The 24,082-nt window shown below is 71.3% G+C and carries 18 protein-coding genes and 1 CRISPR repeat array; of the genes, 10 read left to right on the forward strand and 8 right to left on the reverse strand.

Going from position 1 to position 24,082, the window contains the following annotated elements; genetic code table 11:
- The first annotated feature begins 37 nt into the window (after nucleotides 1-37).
- Nucleotides 38-1,531: a CRISPR direct-repeat array (repeat unit 29 nt; unit sequence CCGTTCCCCGCCCGCGCGGGGATGACCCG).
- 187 nt (nucleotides 1,532-1,718) lie between these two features.
- Nucleotides 1,719-4,286: an adenosylcobalamin-dependent ribonucleoside-diphosphate reductase gene (locus tag DLJ49_RS05765; protein WP_233488779.1), complete on the reverse strand. Its 2,568-nt coding sequence runs from the start codon at nucleotides 4,284-4,286 to the stop codon at nucleotides 1,719-1,721.
- Between the two features lie 120 nt (nucleotides 4,287-4,406).
- On the opposite strand from DLJ49_RS05765, the gene DLJ49_RS05770 reads away from it, so the two are divergent.
- The 9 genes from DLJ49_RS05770 to DLJ49_RS05810 all read left to right on the forward strand — a co-directional run bounded on the left by DLJ49_RS05770 (nucleotide 4,407) and on the right by DLJ49_RS05810 (nucleotide 15,733).
- Nucleotides 4,407-4,856, forward strand: a complete 450-nt coding sequence (locus DLJ49_RS05770; protein ID WP_115392586.1) for a DUF1489 family protein — start codon at nucleotides 4,407-4,409, stop codon at nucleotides 4,854-4,856.
- A 213-nt stretch (nucleotides 4,857-5,069) separates the two neighbouring features.
- Nucleotides 5,070-6,245, forward strand: a complete 1,176-nt coding sequence (locus DLJ49_RS05775; RefSeq protein WP_115392587.1) for an efflux RND transporter periplasmic adaptor subunit — start codon at nucleotides 5,070-5,072, stop codon at nucleotides 6,243-6,245.
- A 10-nt stretch (nucleotides 6,246-6,255) separates the two neighbouring features.
- Nucleotides 6,256-9,384 carry an efflux RND transporter permease subunit gene (locus DLJ49_RS05780; RefSeq protein ID WP_115392588.1) on the forward strand — a complete coding sequence of 1,043 codons (3,129 nt, stop codon included), beginning with the start codon at nucleotides 6,256-6,258 and terminating at the stop codon, nucleotides 9,382-9,384.
- Nucleotides 9,385-9,397: 13 nt separating this feature from the next.
- Entirely contained in the window at nucleotides 9,398-9,805 is a 408-nt protein-coding gene (locus DLJ49_RS05785; RefSeq protein ID WP_115392589.1) for a PIN domain-containing protein, read from the forward strand.
- Nucleotides 9,806-9,880: 75 nt separating this feature from the next.
- Complete coding sequence (locus tag DLJ49_RS05790; protein ID WP_115392590.1) at nucleotides 9,881-11,431, forward strand: bifunctional aminoglycoside phosphotransferase/ATP-binding protein; 1,551 nt, start codon at nucleotides 9,881-9,883, stop codon at nucleotides 11,429-11,431.
- Nucleotides 11,432-11,609: 178 nt separating this feature from the next.
- Nucleotides 11,610-12,194 (forward strand): CDP-alcohol phosphatidyltransferase family protein, encoded by a 585-nt coding sequence (locus DLJ49_RS05795; RefSeq protein WP_369932493.1) that lies wholly within the window; start codon nucleotides 11,610-11,612, stop codon nucleotides 12,192-12,194.
- A 10-nt stretch (nucleotides 12,195-12,204) separates the two neighbouring features.
- Nucleotides 12,205-13,389: an ABC transporter substrate-binding protein gene (locus DLJ49_RS05800; RefSeq protein ID WP_115392592.1), complete on the forward strand. Its 1,185-nt coding sequence runs from the start codon at nucleotides 12,205-12,207 to the stop codon at nucleotides 13,387-13,389.
- Nucleotides 13,386-15,095, forward strand: a complete 1,710-nt coding sequence (locus DLJ49_RS05805) for an ABC transporter permease (protein ID WP_233488781.1) — start codon at nucleotides 13,386-13,388, stop codon at nucleotides 15,093-15,095. Before DLJ49_RS05800 ends, DLJ49_RS05805 begins: the two co-directional genes overlap by 4 nt.
- Entirely contained in the window at nucleotides 15,092-15,733 is a 642-nt protein-coding gene (locus DLJ49_RS05810) for an ATP-binding cassette domain-containing protein (protein ID WP_115392593.1), read from the forward strand. Before DLJ49_RS05805 ends, DLJ49_RS05810 begins: the two co-directional genes overlap by 4 nt.
- 3 nt (nucleotides 15,734-15,736) lie before the next feature.
- Here the strand turns inward: DLJ49_RS05810 and glnT are convergent, their stop codons facing one another.
- From glnT to DLJ49_RS05835, 5 genes are all read right to left on the reverse strand, one after another.
- Nucleotides 15,737-17,029: a type III glutamate--ammonia ligase gene (gene glnT / locus DLJ49_RS05815; RefSeq protein ID WP_115392594.1), complete on the reverse strand. Its 1,293-nt coding sequence runs from the start codon at nucleotides 17,027-17,029 to the stop codon at nucleotides 15,737-15,739.
- A gap of 56 nt (nucleotides 17,030-17,085) precedes the next feature.
- On the reverse strand, nucleotides 17,086-18,444 hold the full coding sequence (locus DLJ49_RS05820) for an FMN-binding glutamate synthase family protein (RefSeq protein ID WP_115392595.1): 1,359 nt from the start codon (nucleotides 18,442-18,444) through the stop codon (nucleotides 17,086-17,088).
- An 18-nt stretch (nucleotides 18,445-18,462) separates the two neighbouring features.
- A complete protein-coding gene (locus DLJ49_RS05825; RefSeq protein ID WP_115392596.1) occupies nucleotides 18,463-19,173 on the reverse strand; it encodes a GltB/FmdC/FwdC-like GXGXG domain-containing protein in 711 nt (236 codons plus the stop codon).
- Complete coding sequence (locus DLJ49_RS05830) at nucleotides 19,170-20,078, reverse strand: class II glutamine amidotransferase (protein ID WP_115392597.1); 909 nt, start codon at nucleotides 20,076-20,078, stop codon at nucleotides 19,170-19,172. Before DLJ49_RS05830 ends, DLJ49_RS05825 begins: the two co-directional genes overlap by 4 nt.
- Nucleotides 20,079-20,171: 93 nt before the next feature.
- Nucleotides 20,172-20,804 (reverse strand): helix-turn-helix domain-containing protein, encoded by a 633-nt coding sequence (locus DLJ49_RS05835; protein ID WP_199533309.1) that lies wholly within the window; start codon nucleotides 20,802-20,804, stop codon nucleotides 20,172-20,174.
- Nucleotides 20,805-21,035: 231 nt separating this feature from the next.
- Here DLJ49_RS05835 and DLJ49_RS05840 point away from each other — a divergent pair, with 231 nt between their 5' ends.
- Nucleotides 21,036-22,940: a PhoX family protein gene (locus tag DLJ49_RS05840; protein ID WP_115392599.1), complete on the forward strand. Its 1,905-nt coding sequence runs from the start codon at nucleotides 21,036-21,038 to the stop codon at nucleotides 22,938-22,940.
- 177 nt (nucleotides 22,941-23,117) lie between these two features.
- Here DLJ49_RS05840 and DLJ49_RS05845 read toward each other — a convergent pair whose 3' ends face one another.
- Nucleotides 23,118-23,576, reverse strand: coding sequence for an Lrp/AsnC family transcriptional regulator (locus DLJ49_RS05845; protein ID WP_115392600.1), 459 nt, complete (start codon nucleotides 23,574-23,576; stop codon nucleotides 23,118-23,120).
- Between the two features lie 10 nt (nucleotides 23,577-23,586).
- Nucleotides 23,587-24,042, reverse strand: a complete 456-nt coding sequence (locus tag DLJ49_RS05850) for an Lrp/AsnC family transcriptional regulator (RefSeq protein ID WP_115392601.1) — start codon at nucleotides 24,040-24,042, stop codon at nucleotides 23,587-23,589.
- Between the last annotated feature and the right edge of the window lie 40 nt (nucleotides 24,043-24,082).

The raw sequence follows: 24,082 nt of genomic DNA on the forward strand, positions 1-24,082 counted from the left end.
ACCCGGCGTAGGCCCGGGGGAAGCTCTCCGCGGTCTCCCGTTCCCCGCCCGCGCGGGGATGACCCGCAGGATGGCAGTTTTCGACCGGATCAGGGCGTCCGTTCCCCGCCCGCGCGGGGATGACCCGTCGAGCGCCCACCGATGGGCGAGTAGCTCGCTCCGTTCCCCGCCCGCGCGGGGATGACCCGCTCGCCGACCTCGCCCGCGCCTACGTTGAGGCCCGTTCCCCGCCCGCGCGGGGATGACCCGCTTCAAGCTCGCCGGCTGGAACCCGCAGGTGCCCGTTCCCCGCCCGCGCGGGGATGACCCGTCGCGCAGGCGCAGATTGCCCAACAGCAAGACCCGTTCCCCGCCCGCGCGGGGATGACCCGCCGTTTGGAGCTATACGAAAAACGCTGCTTACCCGTTCCCCGCCCGCGCGGGGATGACCCGGTGTATGGATCGGCAGGCGGATCCTGCTCCCACCGTTCCCCGCCCGCGCGGGGATGACCCGCATCCGCCAGGGCACGCTGGACGAGCGCGAGCCCGTTCCCCGCCCGCGCGGGGATGACCCGGCACGGGCGCGGTGAGCGTCGGTGGTCCGGTGCCGTTCCCCGCCCGCGCGGGGATGACCCGATGCCGACATCGTGACCAAGGGTCGGCTCGTGCCCGTTCCCCGCCCGCGCGGGGATGACCCGCGTCAGCGACGATGCCCTGTGGATCGTAGTCGCCGTTCCCCGCCCGCGCGGGGATGACCCGGAGGGGTGCCGGTTCCAGATCGGAGCACCGCGCCGTTCCCCGCCCGCGCGGGGATGACCCGCCTATGACCACCGACACCCAACCGCTCGATCTCCGTTCCCCGCCCGCGCGGGGATGACCCGGTGGTGGTCCGGTCGGCGTTCGCGCTTGCGGGCCGTTCCCCGCCCGCGCGGGGATGACCCGACGGTCCGCGACGCGCCGTAGCGGAAGCGATGCCGTTCCCCGCCCGCGCGGGGATGACCCGAGCGGCACCACGGTGTCGATTTCGTCAGCGGCCCGTTCCCCGCCCGCGCGGGGATGACCCGCGGCAGGGTGTCGAGGTCACGGACAGCTTGCGCCGTTCCCCGCCCGCGCGGGGATGACCCGCCAGCGCCGGGATGTTCATGCGGTCGAGGATCCCGTTCCCCGCCCGCGCGGGGATGACCCGGCGCTCGATAGCGTGGCTTCGCAGAACGTCGACCGTTCCCCGCCCGCGCGGGGATGACCCGCGCTGAAGCAGTATCGCCGCGAGTTCAACGAACCGTTCCCCGCCCGCGCGGGGATGACCCGCTCTTGATGGATGACGACCGCAGCCGGGACGACCGTTCCCCGCCCGCGCGGGGATGACCCGGCGTAGGCCCGGGGGAAGCTCTCCGCGGTCTCCCGTTCCCCGCCCGCGCGGGGATGACCCGCAGGATGGCAGTTTTCGACCGGATCAGGGCGTCCGTTCCCCGCCCGCGCGGGGATGACCCGGCCAGTCCTACGCTGCTTGGTGCAACCTCATGCCGTTCCCCGCCCGCGCGGCGATGACACACTCGCGACGATGGTTGTCTCGCGCGCCGCCTGCCCGGCATCCCGGAGCAACCGGGCCCCGCCCTCAAGGCGGGGCGCGCAAAATCAATAACTTAGCGGGCTCTTTGAAATTTTGTCATGGTGAGAATGGGCATTTTTGCGGGATAATGGGCGAATTGGGGCTCGCGTGACAAAACAACTAACAAAATTCACCCAGAACAGGAGGAATATCCGCAATTGCGGCAGGTCATGCAGCCTTCGATCATGGCCATCTCGTGCTGGCCGCAGGCGGGGCAGGCGGGGCCGGGGGTGGCGGCGCCGATGACGGCGCGTTCGGCCTCGGGGTCGGGCTGCAGGCCGAGGCCCCCTTCCTGCATGAAGCCGATCGAGACGAGGTGGCGCTCGATCACGCCACCGATCGCGGCGAGGATGGAGGGGACGTACTTGCCGCCCATCCAGGCACCGCCGCGGGGGTCGAACACGGCCTTCAGTTCCTCGACCACGAAGCTCACGTCGCCGCCGCGGCGGAAGACGGCCGAGATCATCCGGGTGAGCGCCACCGTCCAGGCGTAGTGCTCCATGTTCTTGGAGTTGATGAAGATCTCAAAGGGGATGCGGCGGCCGTTCAGGCGGATGTCGTTGAGCGTGATGTAGATCGCGTGCGGGCTGTCGGGCCATTGCAGCTTGTAGGTGTGGCCCTCGAGGCTCTCTGGGCGGTCGAGCGGGTCGGAGAGATAGACCACGTCTGCGGGGGCAGGGGTGGCGACGGCGGATTGAGTATTTTTGCCAGGATGATGAGAGGGCGCTGGGCTCGCATCGACGGTTTCGCCAAGTGGGGCCGTGGCAAGGAACTGCTCCAACGACATACCGAACACCGAAGCGATCTTGTTTTCGCTCTCGGCATTTGTTGAAGCTGCGTCGCGCGTGCTGAGCATCTTGAGAATGTCGAGCGAAACATCAGCGGTTTTCGCGATCTCGGCAAGCTCTAGCCCGCTTGCCTCGCGGTGACGCCTGAAGGCTTCCGCGAATGACATGACCTCCGGCGGAGCGTCCGATCGGTCCGCCACCTCCGCCACGCTCAGAACGCTGCCCGTCACGGCGTTGGGACGATAGGTCGTGCAGCCCTTGCAGCCTTCCTCGTAGGCCTGCAGGTAGACGTCCTTGAAGGCGTCGAAGGCGATGTCGGCGGGGACGTTGATCGTCTTGGAGATCGACGAGTCGATCCATTTCTGGGCGGCGGCCTGCATGCGAACATGCTCGGCCGGCGTCAGGCGCCGGGCGTCGACGAAGTGATCGGGGAACGCCGCGTCCTCGCCCATCGTCTGGCGCCATTGGGCGACGGCGTAGTCGACGACCTCTTCCTCCTTCGCCGTGCCGTCGTTCTGCAAGACCTTGCGGGTGTAGCTGTAGGCGAAGACGGGCTCGATGCCCGACGAGACGTTGCCGGCGAAGAGAGAGATCGTGCCGGTGGGCGCGATCGAGGTGAGCAGGGCGTTGCGCAGGCCGCCGGCCCGGATCTGCGCGCGCAGATCGTCTGGCAGCCACGAGAGCGCGGGGTTGGCGAGAAAACCCTCGGCCTCGAACAGGGGGAACGGCCCCTTCTCCTCAGCGAGGTCGGCCGAGGCGCGGTAGGCGGCCTCGGCGATGCGTTTCAGCCAGTCTTCGGCCTGCGCCGCGGCGGCCTCAGAGCCATAGCGCAGGCCGGTCATCATGAGCGCGTCGGCCAGCCCCGTGACGCCGAGGCCGATCCGGCGCTTGGCCCGGGCCTCGGCCTCCTGCCGGGGCAGGGGGAAGCGCGAGACGTCCACCACGTCGTCCATCATCCGCACGGCCGTGGCCACCAGCTCCGCCAGTTCGGTCGCGTCGATCCCGGCGCGCTCCGAGAACGGCTCGCGCACCAGCGCGGCGAGGTTGATCGAGCCGAGCAGGCACGCGCCGTAAGGGGGCAGGGGCTGCTCGCCGCAGGGATTGGTGGCCGCGATCTCCTCGGCATACCGGAGGTTGTTGAGCGCGTTGATCCGGTCGATGAAGATCACGCCGGGCTCGGCGTAGTCGTAGGTCGAGCGCATGATGCGGTCCCACAGGTCGCGGGCGCGGATCGTGCGATAGACGGTTCCGTCGAACACGAGGTCCCACGGCCCGTCGGCCTTCACCGCCTCCATGAAGGCGTCGGTGGCCAGCACAGAGACGTTGAAGTTGCGCAGGCGGGCGGGGTCGGCCTTGGCGGCGACGAACGCCTCGATGTCGGGGTGGTCGCAGCGCAGGGTGGCCATCATCGCGCCCCGGCGCGAGCCGGCTGACATGATGGTGCGGCACATCGCGTCCCACACGTCCATGAACGACAGCGGGCCGGATGCGTCGGCGCCTACCCCCGCCACATGCGCGCCCTCCGGCCGGATCGTCGAGAAATCATAGCCGATGCCGCCGCCCTGCTGCATCGTCAGCGCGGCCTCCTTCAGCGCGTCGAAGATGCCGGCCATCGAATCCTCGATGGTGCCCATCACGAAGCAGTTGAAGAGCGTCACCGAACGCCCCGTGCCGGCACCGGCAAGGATGCGGCCCGCGGGCAGGAAGCGAAAGCCCTCGAGCGCGTCGCGGAACGGGCCGACCCAGCGCGCGGGGTCGTCCTCGGCGAGCGCGAGGGCGTTGGCGACGCGATCCCACGTCTCGCCGAGGTCGGCGTCCACGGGCGTGCCATCGGCCGCCTTGAGGCGATACTTCATGTCCCAGATCGTTTCCGAGATCGGGGCGGCGAAGCGGCTCTGGGCGCGGCTCATGGGCGGGGCTCCTCGCGCGGGGGAAGGCTGTGCAAGCTAGCGCCTTCCCTTGAGAATCGCAACGGGTTGGCTAATGTCGGACGCATACAACAACATGCGGGGGGTGTCGTGGCGAGCAGCATGGCACGAGGCAAGGTAGCGGCGGGCCACGTCAATCTGGTGAAGCTCTGCGTCGGCGCCGACACGGTCGAGGATCTTGCGGCGTGGCAGGCGAGCCGGGCGGCGCAGGGGCCGGGCGGGCGGCCGCGCCACGTCACCCGGATGTGGCCGAAGCGCGGGGCGGAACTGCTGGCGGGCGGGTCGCTGTACTGGGTGATCAAGGGGGCGATCCTCGTTCGCCAGCGGATTGTGGCGCTCGACGAGGCGGTGGGCGCCGACGGTGTGCTGCGGTGCGCTCTGGTTCTCGACCCCGAGCTGCACCGCACCCGGGCCGTGCCGAAAAAACCCTTCCAGGGCTGGCGCTACCTCGCCCCGGGCGATGCGCCGGCCGACCTGCCTGCGGGCCGCGCCGCGGAGCCTGCGCTGCCGCCCCGGCTCGAGGCCGCGCTGGCCGAGATCGGGGTGCTCTGAGGCCGTCTCGCGCGTCCTCGGCGGCCTGTCCTTCGCTGGGCCGATCTCCCGGCAACCGGTGTCTGGCGCCCGCCCGCGCGCGGCGGCTCGATTGCAGGCGCCACCGGGCCTAAGCGGTCCATGCGGATGGACCCTGCAGGACGGCGCGCTACCTGTCAGCGCGTCGCGCGTTGCGGGGCTTTCAGAAGGCAAAAGGGGTTGGGCGGGAAGGCCATGCGCATCCTTAAGCAGATCGTGCTGTCGGTGCTCGTGCTCGCGGCGACGCTGTGGCTCTGGGTCGGCTACGTGCCCTCGGCCGCCGCCTTTCTCGACAGGGTCGGCCTCGCCGACGTGCTCGGCCTCGAGATCGCCGATGCAGAGGCAGCCCCAGGCGGCCGCGGCTTCGGCTCGCGCGGCCCGGCTCAGGTCGTGGTGGCCGAGGTCACCGAGGGTGCGATGAACGACCGGGTAGAAGCCATCGGCGACGGCCGCGCGCTCCGCAGCGCCACGCTGCGCACCGAGGTGGGCGGCGAGGTAGTCGAGGTTGCGCTCGACACCGGCGGTTACGTCGAGGCGGGCACCGTGATCCTGCGGCTCGAAGACGAGGCCGAGCGCATCGCGCTCGAACGCGCCCGCCTGATGCTCGCCGACGCGCGGGACGATGCCGAGCGCGTCGGCCGTCTGCAGGATACCGGCTCGGTCACCGAGGTGCGGCTGCGCGAGGCGCGGCTGGCGCTGCGCACCGCCGAGCTGGAGCTTCAGGAGGCAGAGTACGAACTCGAGCGGCGGACGATCCGCGCCCCCTTTGCCGGCTGGGTCGGCCTGATCGACGTGGCCATCGGCGACCGCCTCTCCGCCTCAGACGAGGTCGCCACGCTCACCGACCGGTCCGAAATTCTGATAGATTTCCGCGTGCCGGAGCGCGCCGTGAGCCTCGTCGAACCCGGCATGCCGCTCGAGGCGCGGCCACTCGGCATCTCCGGCGCGCCACTCCCGGGCGAGGTGCACGCCGTCGACAACGTGATCGACCGGGCCAGCCGCACCCTGCGCGTGCAGGGGCGCCTCGCCAACGACGACGACCGCCTGCGCGCCGGCATGGCCTTCGCCGTGGCGCTGCGCTTCCCCGGCGAGACGATGGCCGCGGTCGATCCGCTCGCCGTGCAGTGGGCCGCCGAGGGCTCTTACGTCTGGGCGGTGCGCGAGGGCGCCGCGCAGAGGGTTGCCGTGACGATCCGGCAGCGCGATGCCGGGCGCGTGCTGGTCGAGGGCGATCTGGCACCGGGCGACACGGTCGTGGTCGAGGGCGTGCAGTCGCTGCGCCCCGGCGCCGAGGTCATGGTCGCCAATCGCGCCGAGGCGCGGGCCGAGGCGCCCGTGGCCGGCACTTCCCCGCGGGCCGACCCGCTGTGAGGGCGCCACCATGAGCGATAACCCCGAGGCCATCGCGGGCTCCGGTACCGCGCTGTTCGTCCGCCGCCCGATCCTGGCCTTCGTCCTGTCGTCGCTCATCGTGATCGCGGGCCTCGCGGCGCTGTTCGGTGTCGAGGTGCGCGAACTGCCCAATGTGGACCGCCCCGTCGTGACGATCACCACCGAGTTTTCCGGCGCCTCGCCCGAGAGCGTCGACCAGGAGGTGACGGGCCGCATCGAGGGCGCGGTGGGGCGTGTCGCCGGCGTTCGCTCGATCTCGTCGAACTCGCGCTTCGGCCGCTCGCGCGTCACGCTCGAGTTCGAGGACAGCGTCGATCTCGACGTGGCGGCGACCGACACGCGCGACGCGGTCGCCCGCATCGCAAACCAGCTGCCCGAGGGCGCGGACACGCCCGAGATCGTCAAGGCCGACGCCAACGCCCAGCCCGTGGTGCGCATCGCAGTGACCTCGCCCGGCCGCGCGCCGCAGGAGCTGACGCAGATCGTGCGCGAGCGGGTGGAAGACCGGCTGCTGTCGGTGCCCGGCGTGGCCGACCTCCAGATCTACGGCGACCGCGAGCCGATCTTCCGCGTCGACATCGACCAGGCCGCCCTCGCCGCCCGCGGCCTGACCCTGGTCGACATGCGCCGCGCCCTGTCGGACGTCGCGTTCGACGCGCCCGCCGGCGACCTGTCGGGCGACAGCCAGACCATCGCCGTCCGCACCACCGCCACGGTCGCCACGACCGCGGGCTTCATGGATCTGCAGATCGCGCCCAACGTGCGGGTGCGCGACGTGGCCACGGTCACGCTCGGACCGGCGCCCGACCAGACCATCCTGCGCGCCAACGGCGAGGCCGGCCTCGGCCTCGGCATCATCCGGCAGGCCACGTCGAACACGCTCGAGATCTCGGCCGCGGTGCGCGAGGTGGTGGCAGAGCTCGACGCGACGCTGCCCGACGACGTGTCGATCTTCGTCACCTCCGACGACGCGGTGTTCATCCGCGGCTCGATCGAGGAGGTGCTCAAGACGCTGGCAGCGGCGGTGGCCATCGTCGTGGCGGTGATCTTCCTGTTCCTCCGCGACGCCCGCGCGACACTGATCCCCGGCCTGACCATGCCCGTCGCGCTGATCGGCACGATCGCCGCGATCTACCTCGTGGGCTTCTCGGTCAACATCCTGACGCTGCTGGCGCTGGTGCTCGCCACCGGCATGGTCGTCGATGACGCCATCGTGGTGCTGGAAAACATCGTGCGGAGGCGGTCAGAGGGGATGGGGGCGCGCGCGGCGGCCGTGCTCGGCACGCGGCAGGTGTTCTTCGCCGTCGTCACCACCACCGCCACGCTTGCCGCCGTCTTCGTGCCTCTGTCGTTCCTGCCGGGGCAGGCTGGCGGCCTGTTCCGCGAGTTCGGCTTCACCCTCGCCATGGCGGTGCTGCTGTCGTCTGTCGTCGCGCTCACGCTCTGCCCGGTGCTGGCGAGCCGCCTGCTGACCGCCGAGCCCGAGGCCGAGCCGCGCGGCCTCTTGGTGTGGGTCGGCAACCGCCTCGCCGCCCTCTACCGCCGCACGCTCGACTGGGCGCTCGCGATGCCGTTCGTGATCGTGCTGGCGGCCGGCCTCTTCGCCGCCACGGCCGTCTTCGTCTCGGGCGACATCCGGCAGGAGCTGACCCCGCGCGAGGATCGGGCGGTGGCGCTGCTGTCGGTCTCGGCGCCGCAGGGCGTCTCGCTCGACTACACCACCGCCAAGATGGCCGAGATCGAGGCGCTGATCGAGCCGCTCCGCGAGACCGGCGAGGTGACCAACGTCTTTTCGATCACCGGTTTCGGGTCAGACAACCGTGGCTTCATGGTGTTCAGCCTCGCGCCGTGGAGCGAGCGCGCCCGCAGCCAGGACGAGATCGTGGGCGAGATCAACGGCAAGCTGCGCGGCGTGATGGGCGTGCGCGCCTTCGCCATCCAGCCCAATTCGCTCGGCATCCGCGGGGCGGGTCGGGGCCTGACCTTCGCCATCACCGGCGACAATTACGACCAGCTCGCCGAGGTGTCGGAGCGCCTCGTCGCCCGGATGCAGGAGAACCCCGCCTTCGGCTCCGTCCGGCTGGAATACGAGACGACGCAGCCTCAGCTCTTCGTCGAGATCGACCGCGAGCGCGCCTCGGATCTCGGCATCGACATCACGGGGTTGGGCGAGGCGCTGCGCGCGGTGCTCGACGGGCGCACCGTAGGCTCGGTCTTCATCGACGACCAGAGCTTCGACATCCAGATGCTCTCAACCGCGACGCCGGTGAACGACCCCGGCGACCTGCAGAACGTCTTCGTGCAGACATCGCAGGGACAGACCGTGCCGATGTCGAGCTTCGTCACCCTCGAGGAACGCGCGGTCGCCCCCGAGCTCGAGCGCGAGGGCCAGAACCGCTCGGTCGAGATCTCGGCCGGCCTCACCCCCCAGCTCGCACTGGGCGACGCGCTGGCGCAGGTCGATGATCTGGCGGACGATGTTCTGGCAGAAGAAAACCGCATCGTGCCGCTGGCCGAGGCGGCGACGCTCGACCAGACCGCCTCGGGCCTGCTCGTCACCTTCGGCTTCGCGATCGTGGTGGTGTTCCTCGTGCTGGCGGCCCAGTTCGAGAGCTTCGTCTCGGCGGTCGTCGTCATGGCCACCGTGCCGCTGGGCCTCGCCTGCGCGGTGTTCGCGCTGCTCTTCACCGGGCTCAGCCTCAACGTCTACAGCCAGATCGGCCTCGTCATGCTCATAGGGATCATGGCCAAGAACGGCATCCTGATCGTCGAGTTCGCCAACCAGCTGCGCGACGCCGGAGCGGGCGTGCGCGACGCGATCCTCGACGCCTCGACCATCCGCCTGCGGCCCGTGATGATGACGATGACCTCGACGGTGCTGGGCGGCGTGCCGCTGATCCTCTCGTCGGGCGCCGGCGCCGAGGCGCGCGAGGCGCTGGGCTGGGTGATCGTGGGCGGCCTCGGCCTCGCCACGCTCTCCACCCTCTACCTCACCCCGGTCGCCTACCTGCTGCTCGCGCGCTTCTCGGCACCCCGCGCCGAGGCGGCGCGGCGGCTCGAGGCCGAGCTCGGCGCGGCGCTGACAGGGCCGGGCGACCGGTCGGCCACGCCCGGTTAGGCTCCGTCGACGGATGGCCCGCGCGATCATCGACACCAACGTCTTCGTGGCCGCAGGATTTCGGGCCGGCAGCGCTTCGGCAGCCCTGCTCGAGCTCGCCGCCGCCGGAACCCTCGTGCAGGTCTGGAGCGAGGCCACCCGCGCCGAGACCCGCGAGGTGCTCACCCGTATCCCCCGCCTGAGCTGGCCTGCCATCGCGCCGCTCTTCACGCCGCAAGGCCAGGTCGAGGCCCCGCGCGACCTGGCGCCGGTCGTCTTCGTGGCCGATCCGGCCGACCGGAAGTTCGCCGCGCTGGCTCTGGCGACAGGCACGCCGCTCGTCAGCTCCGACGACGACCTGCTCGCCCATGCCGGCCGGCTGCCGGTCTATACCCCCGGCGCCTTCCTGCGTGCGCTCGAGGGCGACGCCACCTCGGCCTGACGCCCCTTGCTTGACCCATGTCATGGAGCCGCCCGGGCGCTCCACTACCCCTCGGGGCGAACCAGCGGGGAGAGCATGACCACCGAGCAGGACCAGACGGAGGCCATCGCCTTCCTCCGCGCCGGCGCGGCCTTCGAGGCGCCCGGCGAGGTGGAGGCGGTCGAGACCCACGGCGCGCTCGTCTTCCTGTCGGGCAGCGAGGCGCTGAAGATCAAGCGCGCCGTCCGTTACGACTACATGGATCTCTCGACCCTCGCCCTGCGGGAAGAGATGCTGCGACGCGAGCTGAGGCTCAACGCCCCCGGCGCGCCCATGATCTACCGCGACGTGGTGCCGATCGGCCGCGAGGCCGACGGCGCCCTCGCCCTCGGCGGCACGGGCGAGCCGGTGGAATGGGTTCTGCGCATGCGGCGGTTCCCGAAATCGGCCGAGCTGGTCGAGGTGGCCGCACGCGGCGCGCTCGACACGCCGCTTGCCGAGCGGCTGGGGCGCGAGATCCGCGACTGGCACGGGCGGTGCGAGGTGCGCCACGCGCCGGGCGCCCGGCTGATCGGCGACATCCTCGACGAGCTCGGCCGCGAATTCGCCGGCATGGGCGACGCGCTCGGAGAGGGCCGGATCGCGCGGTTCGACGCGGCCGCGCGCGCCGAACTCGGGGCGCAGACCGACCTGCTCGACGCGCGGGCGGCGGCCGGCCATGTCCGTCGCGCCCACGGCGACCTTCACCTGCGCAACATCGTGCTGATCGACGGCGATCCGGTTCTGTTCGACGCGCTCGAGTTCGACGAGACGCTCGGCACCTGCGATACCCTCTACGACCTCGCCTTCCTGCTGATGGACCTGTGGCATCGCGACCTGCACGCGCAGGCCAATGCCACGCTCGGAAGCTACCTGCTCGCCGCGGGCGGCGACGAGGATGCGGGCACCGCCGCCCTGCTCCTGTTCATGGCCGTGCGCGCGGCGATCCGGGCCATGACCGGCGTGCAGGCGGCGCGGGCACAGGGCGACGCGGAGACCGGCAAGGCGCGTGCCTATCTTGACGCGGCGGTGCGCTTCCTCGCCCCCGAGCCGCCCGTGCTGGTAGCCGTGGGCGGCCTTTCCGGCACCGGCAAGACCGGCCTCGCCCGCGCCCTCGTGCCGACCCTTGGCGCGGCGCCCGGCGCGGTGCATCTGCGCAGCGATACCGAACGCAAGGCGATGGCGCGGGTCGCCGCCGCCGAGACGCTCGACGCCGGGCACTACAGCGCGGCCGCGCGCCACCGCGTGTACGACCGTCTCGCCATGCGGGCGGCGACGCTTCTCGACGCGGGCCGCGCAGTGGTGCTCGACGCCACGTTTCTCGACGCGGGCGAACGGGCGGCGGTAGAGGCGATGGCCCGAAAGGCCGGTGTGCCCTTCGCGGGGCTGTGGCTCGAGGCGCCGGCCGACATTCTGCTCTCCCGTGTCGCCGCGCGGCGCGGCGATGCCTCCGACGCCGACGAGACCGTCCTTCGCCGGCAACTCGACCACGCGGTGCCGCCAGTCGGCTGGCTGCCGGTCGATGCCGCGGGCACGCCCGACGACACGCTCTCCCGCGCCTGCGCCGCGCTCGACCGCGCCGAGACAGGCGCCGCACGCGACCGCTGAAGCGCGCCATGCGCGTCGCACCTCAACCGATCGTGCCTTTCCCCCGCCGCGCGATCCGGTAACTCTCGCGCAAGGGCCGCCGAGGGAGAGACATGCACGCCACGAGCCGCAGACGGGCCGCGCGCCAGAGGCGGAGACCATGATCGACGCCGCGCTCCTTCCGCTGCAGCGGGCAGCGATGCAGCGACCGGCAGAATGGCTGGCCGCGCGCGGCGTGCGCGCCGACACGATCACGCTCGCGGGCTTCGCCATCGGCCTCGGCGCGGTGCCGCTGCTCGCGCTCCAGCTCTGGTGGCCCGCGCTCGCGCTCATCCTCGTCAACCGGCTCTGCGACGGGCTCGACGGCGCGGTGGCGCGGCTGACCGGGCCGACCGACCGCGGCGCCTTCCTCGACATCGCGCTCGACTTCGTGTTCTACGCGCTGGTGCCGCTGGGCTTCGCCCTCGCCGACCCGGAGGCCAACGCCCTGCCGGCGGCGGTGCTGATCGCGGCGTTCGTCGGCACGGGCTCGTCGTTCCTGGCCTTCGCGGCCGTGTCGGCCAAGCGCGGAGAGGCGGCGCCGGCCTACCCGACCAAGGGCATCTACTATCTCGGCGGCCTCACCGAGGGCTTCGAGACCATCGTGCTCTTCGTCGCGATCTGTCTGTTTCCGCCCCTCTTTCCCGTCTTCGCCACCATCTTTGCCGCCGCCTGCGCGCTGACCACCGTGCTGCGCTGGCGGCAGGGCTGGGTGGCGTTCGACGGGGCGCCCCGTAACCGTTAGGAGCACGCCCATGCGCATCCCCCTTATCGCCGCGGCCGTCACGGCCCTCGCCCTGCCCGCCGCGGCCGACTGGCAGGACACGCTGGCGGCCGCCGAGGGCCAGACCGTCTACTGGCATGCCTGGGGCGGCGACGCCCGCACCAACGCCTTCATCGAGTGGGTCGGCGCGCAGACGGAGGCGCGCTACGGCGTCTCCGTCGAGCAGGTGAAGCTGACCGACACCGCCGAGGCGGTCACCCGCGTCCTGTCGGAAAGGGCGGCGGGGCGCGACACGGGCGGCTCGGTCGACCTCATCTGGATCAACGGCCCCAACTTCCTCGCCATGAAGGAGCAGGACCTGCTCTTCGGCCCCTTCGTCGCAGACCTGCCGAACGCGCGCTATGTCGACCTGTCGCCCGGCGCCCCGGCGTCGGTCGACTTCACCGTGCCCGTCGACGGGATGGAAAGCCCGTGGCGGCTGGCCAAGTTCGTCTTCAACTACGACAGCGCGCGCGTGGCCGAGCCGCCCGAGACGATGGCCGCCTTCGTCGACTGGGCGGCCGAGAACCCCGGCCGCTTCACCCACCCCGACCCGGCCAACTTCATGGGCGCGACCTTTCTCAAGCAGGCGCTGATCGAGCTCGCCCCCGACCGCGGCGTGCTGCAGGAGCCGGTGACAGACGAGAGCTATGCCGCCACAATCGAACCGCTCTGGGCATGGTACGACGCGCTGCGCCCCAATCTCTGGCGGCAGGGCGAGGCGTTTCCCGAGAACCAGTCGGTGCAGCAGCAGATGCTGAACGACGGGGTGATCGACATGTCGATGTCCTTCGACCCGGCCTCGACCGCCGCCGCCATCGACGAAGGGTTGCTGCCCGAAAGCGCACGGGTCTTCGTGCCCGAAGGCGGCACGATCGGCAATGTCAGCTTCGTGGCGATCCCCTACAACGCCGCCAACCCCGAGGGGGCGATGGTGGTGGCCAACTTCCTGCTTGCCCCCGAAACGCAGGCGCACATGCAGAACATCGAGGTGCTCGGCTCCTACTCCGTGCTCGATCCGGCACGGCTCGACGCCGAGGCGCAGGCCGCCTTCGCCGCATTGCCCGACGCCCCCGCCCTGCCCGATCTCGACGCGCTGGGGCCGACCCTGCTCGAGCCGCACCCGAGCTGGATGACCCGCCTGACCGACGACTGGGCGCGGCGCTACACGCGGTGAGCCGGGCGCGCGACGGCAGGCTCCTGCGCGGGGCGGTGCTGGCCGTCCTCGCGGCGGGCCTCGTCGCGCCCATCGCGGCGGGGCTGTGGCAGACCGCGCGCGCCGCCTTCGGCATCATGCCGGCGATCGGCGCGACCGAGGCCGGCCTTGCGCCCCTGCGCGCCCTGCTCGACGTGCCCGGCCTCGGCACGAGCGTGACGGTGACGCTGGTCACCGGCCTCGGCGCCACGGCGCTGTCGCTGGCGCTCGCGCTCGGCCTCGCAGCGGTCGCCCATGCCCGGCTCGCCTCGCCCTTCGGCACGCGGCTGCTCGCACCATTCCTCGCCGCGCCGCACGCGGCCGTCGCCATCGGGCTGGCCTTCTTGCTGGCGCCCTCGGGGTGGATCGCGCGGCTCCTGGCGCCGATTTTCGGCTGGGTGCAACCGCCCGGCGTCGTCACGGTGGGCGACCCCTGGGGCGTCGCCCTGATCGTCGGGCTGGCGGTCAAGGAGGTGCCGTTCCTGCTGCTGATGATCCTCGCGGCGCTGAGCCAGGTGCGGCTCCGGCAGGACATGGCGGCGGCCCGCGCCCTCGGCTACGGGCCGGGGATCGTCTGGGTCAAGGTGATCGCGCCGCAGCTCTGGCCGCTGATCCGCCTGCCGGTGATGGTGGTGCTGGCCTACTCGCTGTCGGTCGTCGACATGGCGCTGATCCTCGGCCCGTCGAACCCGCCGACGCTGGCGGTGCTGTTGACGCGCCTGTTCTCCGACCCCGACATCGCGCGGCTGCTGCCCGCCTCGGCGGGGGCGCTGCTGCAACTGGCGCTGGTCGTCGCCGCCTTTGCCGGGCTCTGGTCGGTCGAGCGGGCGGCGCGGTCGGCGGGCCTGTGGTGGCTGCGGCGGGGCGGGCGGGGCGTGACGGCAGAGCCTGGGCTGCGCCTCGCGGCGTTCGGCGCCTCGGCCCTGTTGGCCCTCGGCGCGCTGGCGCTCGTCTCGCTCGCCCTCTGGTCGGTCGCCTGGCGCTGGCCGTGGCCCGCCGCCCTGCCCGAGACGTGGTCGCTGCGGGCGTGGAGCGGCAACGCCCGCGGCTGGGGCGCGGCGCTGACCACCACGCTCGCCCTCGCGGCGCTGACGACGGGCGCGGCGCTGCTGCTCGCCATCGCCTGGCTCGAGGGAGAGGACAGGGCACGACGCGGTCGGGCGGGATGGGCCGAGGCTCTGATCTACCTTCCGCTCCTCGTGCCGCAGATCGGCTTTCTCTACGGGCTGAACGTGCTGTTCCTGCAGGCGGGCGTGACCGACCACTTCCTCGCCGTGGCATGGGCGCAGGCGCTCTTCGTCTTTCCCTATGTCATGATCGCGCTGTCGCCGGCATGGCGCGCGCTCGACCCCCGGCTGGTGCGCTCGGCCGCGGCGCTGGGGGCGGGGCCGTGGCGCAGGCTCGTCGCGGTCAAGCTGCCGGTCCTGCTGACGCCGCTGATGACGGCCGCTGCGGTGGGCGTGGCGGTGTCGGTCGCGCAATACCTGCCGACCCTCTTCATGGGCGCGGGCCGGGTGCAGACGCTGACGACCGAGGCGGTGGCGCTCTCGTCGGGCTCCGACCGCAGGGTGACGGCCGTGTACGCGACGCTTCAGGCGGCGCTGCCCTTCGCCGCCTACGTGGCCGCCTTCGCCATTCCCGCGCTGGTGCACCGTGACCGGCGGGCGCTCAGGGGGGCGGCGGCATGAGCCTGTCGCTTGCCGGTCTCGCCGTGCGGTTCCGGGGCGGGCCGCCGCTCTTCCCGCCGCTCGACCTCGAGATCGCGCCGGGGCAGATGGCCGCCGTGATGGGGCCGTCGGGCGTGGGCAAGTCGACCCTGCTCGACGCGGTGGGCGGGCATCTCGCGCACGGCTTTTCCTGCGAAGGTCGCGTCACGCTCAACGGCCGCGACGTGACCGGGCTGCCGCCCGAGGCGCGGCGCATCGGCCTCGTCTTTCAGGATGCCGGGCTGTTTCCCCATCTGTCGGTCGGCGACAACCTCGCCTTCGGCCTCGCCCGCTCGGTGCGCGGACGGGCGGCGCGGCGCGCGGCGGTCGAGCGGGCGCTGGCGCAGGCGGGACTCGAGGGGATGGCAGCGCGCGACCCCGCCACATTGTCGGGCGGGCAGCGCGCGCGGGCGGCGCTGATGCGCGCGCTCCTGGCAGGGCCCGAGGCGATCTTGCTCGACGAACCCTTCTCGGGGCTTGACACCGAACGGCGGTCCGAGATGCGCGCCTTTACCCTCGACCTGATCCGCCGCCGGGCAATCCCCGCTCTGATCGTCACCCACGATCCGGCCGACGCCGAGGCGGCGGGCGGCCCCCGCATGACGCTTTCGGCGGCCTGAGCCTCAGCAATCGAGCGTCGTGCGCCGCTCCCACTCGGTCAGCTGGCTCTTGTAATCGGCCCATTCCGCGCGCTTGAACTTCGCGAAGGCCGCCGCCGCCGCACCAAGACCGCCGGCAAGGACCTCGTCGGCCTCGAGCGCGCGCACCGCGTCGAGCAGGTTGAGCGGCAGCTGCTCCGCCTCGACACTGTGGCCCTCGACATACATGTCGATGTCCAGGCGCTGGCCCGGGTCGGCTTGCGTCTCGATGCCGTCGAGCCCCGCGGCGAGGATCGCGGCCGGCATGAGGTAGGGGTTAGCCGCGCCGTCGGGCAGGCGCAGCTCCAGCCGTCCGGCATCGGGAATCCGCACCATGTGGGTGCGGTTGTTGCCGCCGTAGGTGATTGTGTTGGGCGACCACGTGGCCCCCGAAACCGTCACCGGCGCGTTCAGCCGCTTGTAGGAATTGACCGTGGGGTTGACGACGGCCGTCAGCCCCTTGGCGTGGCCGATCAGGCCCCCGAGAAAGGCGTAGGCGGTGGGCGAAAGGCCGAGCTCTCCGTCGCCCTCGAACAGGTTGTCGCCGGCGGCTGTCCACATCGACAGATGCGTGTGGCAGCCGTTGCCGGTGAGGTGGGCGAAGGGCTTGGGCATGAAGGTGGCGCGCAGGCCGTGCCGTTCCGCCACCGACTTGACCATGAACTTGAAGAAGGCATGGCGGTCGGCGGTCACCAGCGCGTCGGCATAATCCCAGTTCATCTCGAACTGGCCGTTCGCGTCCTCGTGGTCGTTCTGGTAGGGGCCCCAGCCGAGATCGACCATGTAGGAGCAGATCTCGGCGATCACGTCGAAGCGGCGCATCAGGGCGTCCTGATCGTAGCAGGGCTTGGCCTGCGTGTCGGCGGGGTCGGAGATGGCCGAGCCGTCGGGCTGGATCAGGAAGAACTCGCACTCGACCCCGTGCTTGAGGTGCATGTCCTTTCCCGCCGCTCGCGCCAGCACCGACTTGAGCGCGACGCGGGGTGCCTTGGGAAAGGGCCTGCCCTCGAAATGCACGTCGGCGGCCAGCCAGCCGACGCTCGGCTTCCACGGCAGCTGGATGAGCGACTCGGGGTCGGGAATGGCGAGGATGTCGGCATCGGCCGGCGACATGTCGAGCCACGCGGCGAAGCCGGCGAAGCCCGCGCCGTTCACCGCCATGTCGGCGATGGCGCGGGCTGGCACCAGCTTGGCCCGTTGCACGCCGAGCAGGTCGGTGAAGGAGATCAGGAAGAACTCGATGCCCTTCTCGCGGGCGATGCTGGCCAGATCCGTCATGTCGTCCCCTGTCGTTCCGGTTCTTCTGTCGTTGTCATGGGACGCGCCGCCACCGGTCAGCCGGTGCGCCCCGGTATCCAGTCTGTCCCCGCGAGCGGAACGCCCGCCATCGCGGCCGATTCCACCGTCAGCGCCACGAGGTCCTCGGGTTCGAGGTTGTGCACGTGGCTCTTGCCGCAGGCCCGCGCGATGGTCTGCAGCTCCAGCGTCATCACGGCAAGGTAGTTGGCCAGCCTGCGCCCTGCCGCCACCGGGTCGAGCCGCGCGGCCAGCGCCGGATCCTGCGTGGTGATGCCGGCGGGGTCGGCGCCCTCGTGCCAGTCGTCGTAGGCACCGGCGGTGGTGCCAAGGCGCCGATACTCGTCTTCCCAGCGCGGATCGTTGTCGCCCAGCGCCACCAGCGCCGCAGTGCCGATCGAAACCGCGTCGGCCCCGAGCGCCAGCGCCTTGGCCACGTCGGCCCCGTTGCGGATGCCGCCCGACACGATCAGCTGCACCTGCCGGTGCATGCCCAGATCCTTGAGCGCCTGCACCGCGGGCCGGATCGCGGCGAGAATGGGGATGCCGACATGCTCGATGAATACCGTCTGCGTCGCCGCGGTGCCACCCTGCATCCCGTCGAGCACCACCGCGTCGGCCCCCGCCTTCACGGCGAGCGCAACGTCGTAATAGGGCCGCGAGGCACCGACCTTGATGTAGATGGGCACGCGCCATCCGGTGATCTCGCGCAGCTCGCCGATCTTGATCTCCAGATCGTCGGGCCCCGTCCAGTCGGGGTGGCGGCAGGCGGAGCGCTGGTCGATCCCCTCGGGCAGGGTGCGCATCTCGGCCACCCGCGCGCCGATCTTCTGGCCCAGCAGCATGCCGCCGCCGCCCGGCTTGGCCCCCTGCCCCACGACCACCTCGATCGCGTCGGCCTTGCGCAGGTCGTCCGGGTTCATCCCGTAGCGCGAGGGCAGAAGCTGGTAGACGAGCAGGTTGGAGTGCTCGCGCTCCTCGGGCGTCATGCCGCCGTCGCCCGTGGTGGTGGAGGTGCCGGCCGCGTTGGCGCCGCGCCCCAGCGCCTCCTTCGCCTGCGCCGAGAGCGAGCCGAAGGACATGCCGGCGATGGTGATGGGCGTCTTGAGGTGGAGGGGCGTCTCGGCGTGCCGCGCGCCGATCGTGACGTCGGTGCCGCAGGCCTCGCGGTAGCCCTCGAGGGGGTAGCGCGAGACCGAGGCCCCCAGAAACAGCAGGTCGTCGAAATGCGGCAGCGCGCGCTTGGCCCCGCCGCCGCGGATGTCGTAGAGGCCCGTCGCCGCCGCGCGGCGGATCTCCGACAGGGTGTAGTCGTCGAAGATGGCCGACTTGACCGGCGTGGTGCGGGGCGCGCCGTTGCCGGGCTCGCCGCGGGGCGCGTTGGACTGGTCGTTCATGTTCCGCTCCGTTGGCGCTCAGTAGGCGCCGGCATTGTCGACCTTGAAGTGGTAGAGCCTGCGCGCCGATCCGTAGCGACGGAACTCGGCCGGGTCGGCCTGCATCCCTGCCCGCGCGAGCAGGTCGCGCAGCAGGTCGAGGTGCTCGGCCCGCATCTCCTTTTCCACGCAGTCGGTGCCGAGGCGGGCGACGGCGCCACGCACGAACAGCCGCGCCTCGTAGATCGAATCGCCGAGATCCGGCCCCGCATCGCCCAGCACCACGAGATTGCCGGCCTGCGCCATGAAGGCCGACATGTGGCCGACATCGCCGCCCACCACGATGTCGACCCCCTTCATCGAGATGCCGCAGCGGGCCGAGGCGTTGCCCGCGATCACGACGAGCCCGCCATGGCCGGTGGCGCCGGCCGACTGGCTGGCGTCGCCGGTCACGCGGACGGTGCCCGACATGATGTTCTCGGCCAGCCCCGTGCCGGCGTTGCCGTGCACCGTCACCTCGGCGCGCTGGTTCATGCCGGCGCAGTAGTAGCCGGCGTGCCCTTCGATGCTGACCGAGACGGGCTGCGACAGCCCGCAGGCCAGCGCGTGCTTGCCACCGGGGTTGAGCAGGCGAAAGGCGCCACCCTTGGCCGACTGGAGCGCACGGTTGGCCTCGCGCACCGAAAGGGTGGTAAGGTCGAGCGCGGTATTCGCCTGCGCCTCGGCCGTCGCGGTGATGCCGTCGCTCATGCCGCCTTCGCCATGTCGCCGCCCCCCCAGGTATAGATCGTGCCCGGCTCCGGCTCCCATATCCGGGCATGCTCGACGCCGGGCAATGGCGCGATGGCGCGGAACTCGCTCGCCATGGCGACCCACCGGTCGGTTTCGGCCAGCACCGCGGGCTTGCAGGCGATGGGATCGCGCAGCACGGCGAAGCCGTCGCGGGTGCCGATGGTCAGCGTGTAGAACCCGTCGAGCCGCTTCAGCGCCGCTTCGAGCGCCTGCCGCAGCGTGTCGCCCGAGCGCATCCGCCACGCGAGGAACGCGGCGGCCACCTCGCTGTCGTTCTCGGTCTGGAGGCGCTCGCCCTGCGCCTCGAGCATCCCGCGCAGCAGGAAGTGGTTGGACAGCGAGCCGTTGTGCACGAGGCAGGTGTCGGGCCCGGTCGAGAAGGGGTGCGAGCCCGAAATCGTCACCGCGCTCTCGGTCGCCATGCGGGTATGGGCGAGGCCGTGGGTGCCCGTCCGACCTTCGAGGCCGAAGGTGCGCGCCACCGCCAGCGGGTCGCCCACGCCCTTGAACGTCTCGATGGCTTCGCCGCTCGCCAGCACGTCGACCTGCGGCACATGGTCGATCAGCCAGCGCCGCGCGGCGCGCAGGTCGCCCGAAACGCGCAGCAACGCATGGTCGGAAATACGCTCGACGCCCACCTCGGCGCCGGTGGCGTCGGCCAGGGCCCGCGCCGCACCCGGCCAGTCGAAGCCCTCGGGCGCGAGGCACGAGAGCGTCGGCCGCGCCGGGCCGTCGCGGTAGATGGCGAAGCCCGCGCTGTCTGGGCCGCGGTCGGTCATCTCGGCCAGCATCGGCGCCATGAGCGCACCGAGCCGGGGATGGAGAGCGGCATCCTTCAGGAAGAGGCCGACGATTCCGCACATGTCGCGATCCTTCGATTGACGCGCGAGACCATGCGCGGCGCTGACAGGGGAGTCAACACGGGGCAATAATGTTTCCTGTGGTGAAAACCGGCATCACTCCTGCGGCGGGGTCACGATGATCGACAGGTAGCGCACGGGCAATTCGGGCAGGGCTTCGGGGCCGTGCGGGGCGAGCGCGTCGAAGAACAGCGCGTCGCCCGGCCCCATCTCGTAGCGCATATCGCCGTGGCGGTAGGTCAGCCGGCCCGACAGCATGTAGATGAATTCGTGGCCCGGGTGCTGGAAGGTCGCGTGCGGCTCGCCCCCCTCGTCGATGGTGATGAGGAAGGGCTCGACCCGCGTCTCGGAGCGCAGCGAATGGCCGAGCAGCTCGTAGACGTGTCCCGCCTTCGTGCCGCGCCGGTCGATCCGCACGCCCTGCCCGGCAGGCACGAACGAGCAGTCGCGCCGTTCCTCGAAATCCTCGAAGAAATGCGAGATCGGCACGTTCAGCGCCTGCGCCAGCGCCTTCAGCGTCGAGAGCGAGGGCGAGGTCTGCCCGTTCTCGATCTTGCTGACCATGCCGACCGACAGACCGGTGGACCGGGCCAGGTCGGCCAGCGTCACGTCGAGGCCCTGCCTCAGCGCCCGCACCTTGCGCCCGATGGCGGCCTCGAGGCTGGGCGCACCGGCCTCGCGCCGCGCGTCGCCGGCATCGGGCGGAGGAGGGGCGGCGCTGCCGGTCATGTCGCGTCCCTTCGGCTGGCCGGCGCGCGAGAGCGTGCGGCGGGTAACGCCAAAGATTAGGCGGCGGCGCGGGCGCTGGCAAACCGTCGCGTTCGCTCGGTGGCCCTCCCGCGTGACCAGACGACGCGCCGATCGGCTGCGTGTCGCCGCAGGGCTTGGTGTCATCTGTCACGATACCGTTACGGCGCGTGCCCAGTGTCTCGCTCGATTCTCAGCCAACAGGAGCCAGGCATGAAAGACATCGATCCCGTGAAGCTGTCCGCCGACGATTGGGACGAGCTCAACTTTCCCCGCCCCGAGACCTGCGAATTCGACCGCGTGGTCGAGGCCGCCATCTCGCGCCGCGGCTTCCTCGGCGGCGTTCTCGCCTTCGGCTCGGGCGCCGCGGCGATGGGCACGGGCCTGCTGAGCGGCACATCGGCGCAGGCACAGGCCGCTGCCTCGCGCTTCCCGTTCACCCCGATCCCGGCACAGACCGACGGCACCGTGCATGTGCCGGAGGGCTACGAGTGGAAGGTCATGGTGCGTTGGGGCGACCCGATATTCGACGGTGTCGAGGGCGCGTTCGACCACGAGACGGGCGGCACGACCGAGGCCTCCGACAAGGTTTTCGGCGAGAACACCGACGGGATGGAGAGCTTTCTCTACCAGGGCCGCCAGCTCCTGGCAATCAACCACGAATACACCAACCGCGACGTGAACCTGCCGCACACCGACGGCGGCACGCCGGGCGGCGCCGACGACGTGCTCAAGCTGCAGAACCTGCAGGGCATCTCGGTCATCGAGGTCGCCGAGGGGCCGGAGGGCTGGCGCGTCGTCACCGACAGCCCGTTCAACCGCCGCATCACCCACAACACGCCCATGCAGATCGTCGGGCCCGCGGCCGGACATGACCTGCTCAAGACCGAGGCCGACCCGACCGGCACGCAATCGCTTGGCACGATGAACAATTGCGGCTCGGGCAAGACGCCGTGGGGCACCTACCTGACCTGCGAGGAAAACTTCAACGGCTACTTCGGCTCGACCGAGACCGCGCAGGACCAGAAGCCGATCCAGGCTGCCGAGGGCTATGCCCGCTACGGCATCGGCACCGACGGCTGGGGCTACGACTACCACAAGTGGGACGCGCGCTTCGACACGTCCGTCAACCCCAACGAGCCGCACCGCGCCGGCTGGGTGGTCGAGATCGACCCGACCGACCTGGCTTCGACGCCCGTCAAGCATACCGGGCTCGGCCGCTTCAAGCACGAGAACGCCGAGGTGGTTCTGGCGCCCGACGGCCGGGTGGTCGTCTACATGGGCGACGACGAGCGGGGCGAGTTCCTCTACAAGTTCGTCTCGAACGGCACCTGGGCCCCCGGCGGCCCAACCGAGGGCCTGCTGGACGACGGCACGCTCTTCGTCGCGAAGTTCAACGACGACCAGACCGGCGAATGGCTGCCGCTGACGCCCGAGACGACCGGCATGGAGCTTGCCGAGATCCTGATCTTTGCGCGCAAGGCGGGCTCGGCGGTGGGCGCCACCACGATGGACCGGCCCGAGTGGATCTCGGCCAACCCGCACGCGATCGAGGTCTATTGCTGCCTCACCAACAACCGCAACCGCGGGGTGAAGCCGAATGCGGGCGGCGACGAGACGCCCGTCAACGGGCCCAACCCGCGCGAGGTCAACCATTACGGCCAGATCGTGCGCTGGCGCCCGCATGACGACGACCACGCGGCGACGACGTTCGACTGGGATCTCTACGTGATGGCCGGCAACCCGACCGTGCACGACGACGCCTATGCCGGCTCGCCCAACATCACGCCGGGCAACATGTTCAACTCGCCCGACGGGATGGCCTTCGACGAGAACGGCCTCGTCTGGATCCAGACCGACGGCGACGACGACAACGAGGGCGACTTCGCCGGAATGGGCAACAACCAGATGCTTGTTGGCGACCCTGTGACGGGCGAGATCGCGCGCTTCCTGACCGGCCCGAAGGGCTGCGAGGTGACGGGGCTGTGCTGGTCGTCCGACCGCCGCACGATGTTCGTCGGCATCCAGCATCCCGGCGGCGACTGGCCCGACGGCGGCGCCCTGCCCCGCTCGGCGGTGATCGCGGTCAAGCGCGAGGACAACGGCATCATCGGCTGAGCCGATCCGGCCGGCGGGCGCGCGCCGGCCGGCCCCGCGCCGCGCGTCCGGCCTCGACCGGGCGCCGCCACCGGCCTGCTCCCCCACCGCCATGTCCTGTCGATGCGGCGGGCAGGCATCGCGCCGTCCCGACCGGTGCCCCCCGACCACCCGCGGCAAGGCGGAGGCGACGCCGGATCAGCCGAGAGGGCCGGGTAGCCGCTCCTCGCTGAGCAGCACGTTCGCCTCGACCGAGCCGATGCCGGGCAGCGCCATGATCCGCCGGCGCAGGACGCGCTCGAAATCGGGCAGGTCGCGCGCCGTGACGCGCAGTCGGTAGTCGTAGAGGCCGAGCACGTGCTCGACCGTCTGCACCTCGGGGATGGCCGAGACGGCGCGCTCGAAATCCTGCAGCGAGGGGCGGCCCTTGCCGGCCAGCTTCACCCCGAGAAAGACGGTGACGCCGAAGCCGAGTGCCTCGCGGTCGAGCACGAGGCGGCGGCCGGCGATGGCGCCCGCCTCGGTCAGCCTCTTCACGCGGCGCCACGTGGCGGGCTGGGAGAGGCCCAGCGCGCGACCGAGCTCGGCGGCCGTCTGCGTGGCGTCGTCGCGCAGAGCGCGCAGGAGGGCGCGGTCGGTGGTGTCGAGCTCGATCATCGGCGGCCCCTCACAGCGGGAGCGCCTCGTCGCGCTTGATGGTGGCGACATGCATCAGCGCCTCGATGTCGGCGATGTGGGGCAGCGTCAGGATGCGGTCGCGGTAGAGCTGCTGGTAGTGCGCCATGTCCCGTGCGATCACCGCAAGCCGCACGTCGACGCGGCCGAGGAAGGTCTGGATCTCGAGCACCTCGGGGATCCTGCGGGCCTCGGCGAGGAAGGCGTCGAAGGCGCCCTGCGCCGTCTTGTCGAGCGTGAAGCGGAGCGAGACCTGCACTGCCCAGCCGAGCGCGCCCCAGTCGATCACCGCCTCCTGCCCCTTGAGGATGCCGCGCGCGCGCAGCCGCTCCAGCCGCCGCCACGCCGCGGTGGGGGTGCATCCGGCGGCCTCGGCCAGCGCGGGCGTCTTCATCGTGGGCTCGGCCTGCAGGTGGCGGAGCAGGCGGCGATCGAGATCGTCGAGCATGATTCTTGCGCCTTGGCTCAGGAAGCGAATGAACTTCGCG

The sequence above is a fragment of the Rhodovulum sp. 12E13 genome (assembly GCF_003340565.1).
Classification (GTDB): domain Bacteria; phylum Pseudomonadota; class Alphaproteobacteria; order Rhodobacterales; family Rhodobacteraceae; genus HLUCCA09.

What these genes read in the sequence shown, in the direction of transcription:
- DLJ49_RS05785 (WP_115392589.1), top strand. Translation starts at nt 9,398, where the DNA reads ATGGCCCGCGCGATCATCGACACCAACGTCTTCGTGGCCGCAGGATTT.
- DLJ49_RS05765 (WP_233488779.1), bottom strand. Translation starts at nt 4,286, where the DNA reads ATGAGCCGCGCCCAGAGCCGCTTCGCCGCCCCGATCTCGGAAACGATC.
- DLJ49_RS05775 (WP_115392587.1), top strand. Translation starts at nt 5,070, where the DNA reads ATGCGCATCCTTAAGCAGATCGTGCTGTCGGTGCTCGTGCTCGCGGCG.
- DLJ49_RS05800 (WP_115392592.1), top strand. Translation starts at nt 12,205, where the DNA reads ATGCGCATCCCCCTTATCGCCGCGGCCGTCACGGCCCTCGCCCTGCCC.
- DLJ49_RS05780 (WP_115392588.1), top strand. Translation starts at nt 6,256, where the DNA reads ATGAGCGATAACCCCGAGGCCATCGCGGGCTCCGGTACCGCGCTGTTC.
- DLJ49_RS05790 (WP_115392590.1), top strand. Translation starts at nt 9,881, where the DNA reads ATGACCACCGAGCAGGACCAGACGGAGGCCATCGCCTTCCTCCGCGCC.
- DLJ49_RS05835 (WP_199533309.1), bottom strand. Translation starts at nt 20,804, where the DNA reads ATGACCGGCAGCGCCGCCCCTCCTCCGCCCGATGCCGGCGACGCGCGG.
- DLJ49_RS05795 (WP_369932493.1), top strand. Translation starts at nt 11,610, where the DNA reads ATGCAGCGACCGGCAGAATGGCTGGCCGCGCGCGGCGTGCGCGCCGAC.
- DLJ49_RS05840 (WP_115392599.1), top strand. Translation starts at nt 21,036, where the DNA reads ATGAAAGACATCGATCCCGTGAAGCTGTCCGCCGACGATTGGGACGAG.
- DLJ49_RS05850 (WP_115392601.1), bottom strand. Translation starts at nt 24,042, where the DNA reads ATGCTCGACGATCTCGATCGCCGCCTGCTCCGCCACCTGCAGGCCGAG.
- DLJ49_RS05770 (WP_115392586.1), top strand. Translation starts at nt 4,407, where the DNA reads ATGGCACGAGGCAAGGTAGCGGCGGGCCACGTCAATCTGGTGAAGCTC.
- DLJ49_RS05830 (WP_115392597.1), bottom strand. Translation starts at nt 20,078, where the DNA reads ATGTGCGGAATCGTCGGCCTCTTCCTGAAGGATGCCGCTCTCCATCCC.
- DLJ49_RS05825 (WP_115392596.1), bottom strand. Translation starts at nt 19,173, where the DNA reads ATGAGCGACGGCATCACCGCGACGGCCGAGGCGCAGGCGAATACCGCG.
- DLJ49_RS05810 (WP_115392593.1), top strand. Translation starts at nt 15,092, where the DNA reads ATGAGCCTGTCGCTTGCCGGTCTCGCCGTGCGGTTCCGGGGCGGGCCG.
- glnT (WP_115392594.1), bottom strand. Translation starts at nt 17,029, where the DNA reads ATGACGGATCTGGCCAGCATCGCCCGCGAGAAGGGCATCGAGTTCTTC.
- DLJ49_RS05845 (WP_115392600.1), bottom strand. Translation starts at nt 23,576, where the DNA reads ATGATCGAGCTCGACACCACCGACCGCGCCCTCCTGCGCGCTCTGCGC.
- DLJ49_RS05820 (WP_115392595.1), bottom strand. Translation starts at nt 18,444, where the DNA reads ATGAACGACCAGTCCAACGCGCCCCGCGGCGAGCCCGGCAACGGCGCG.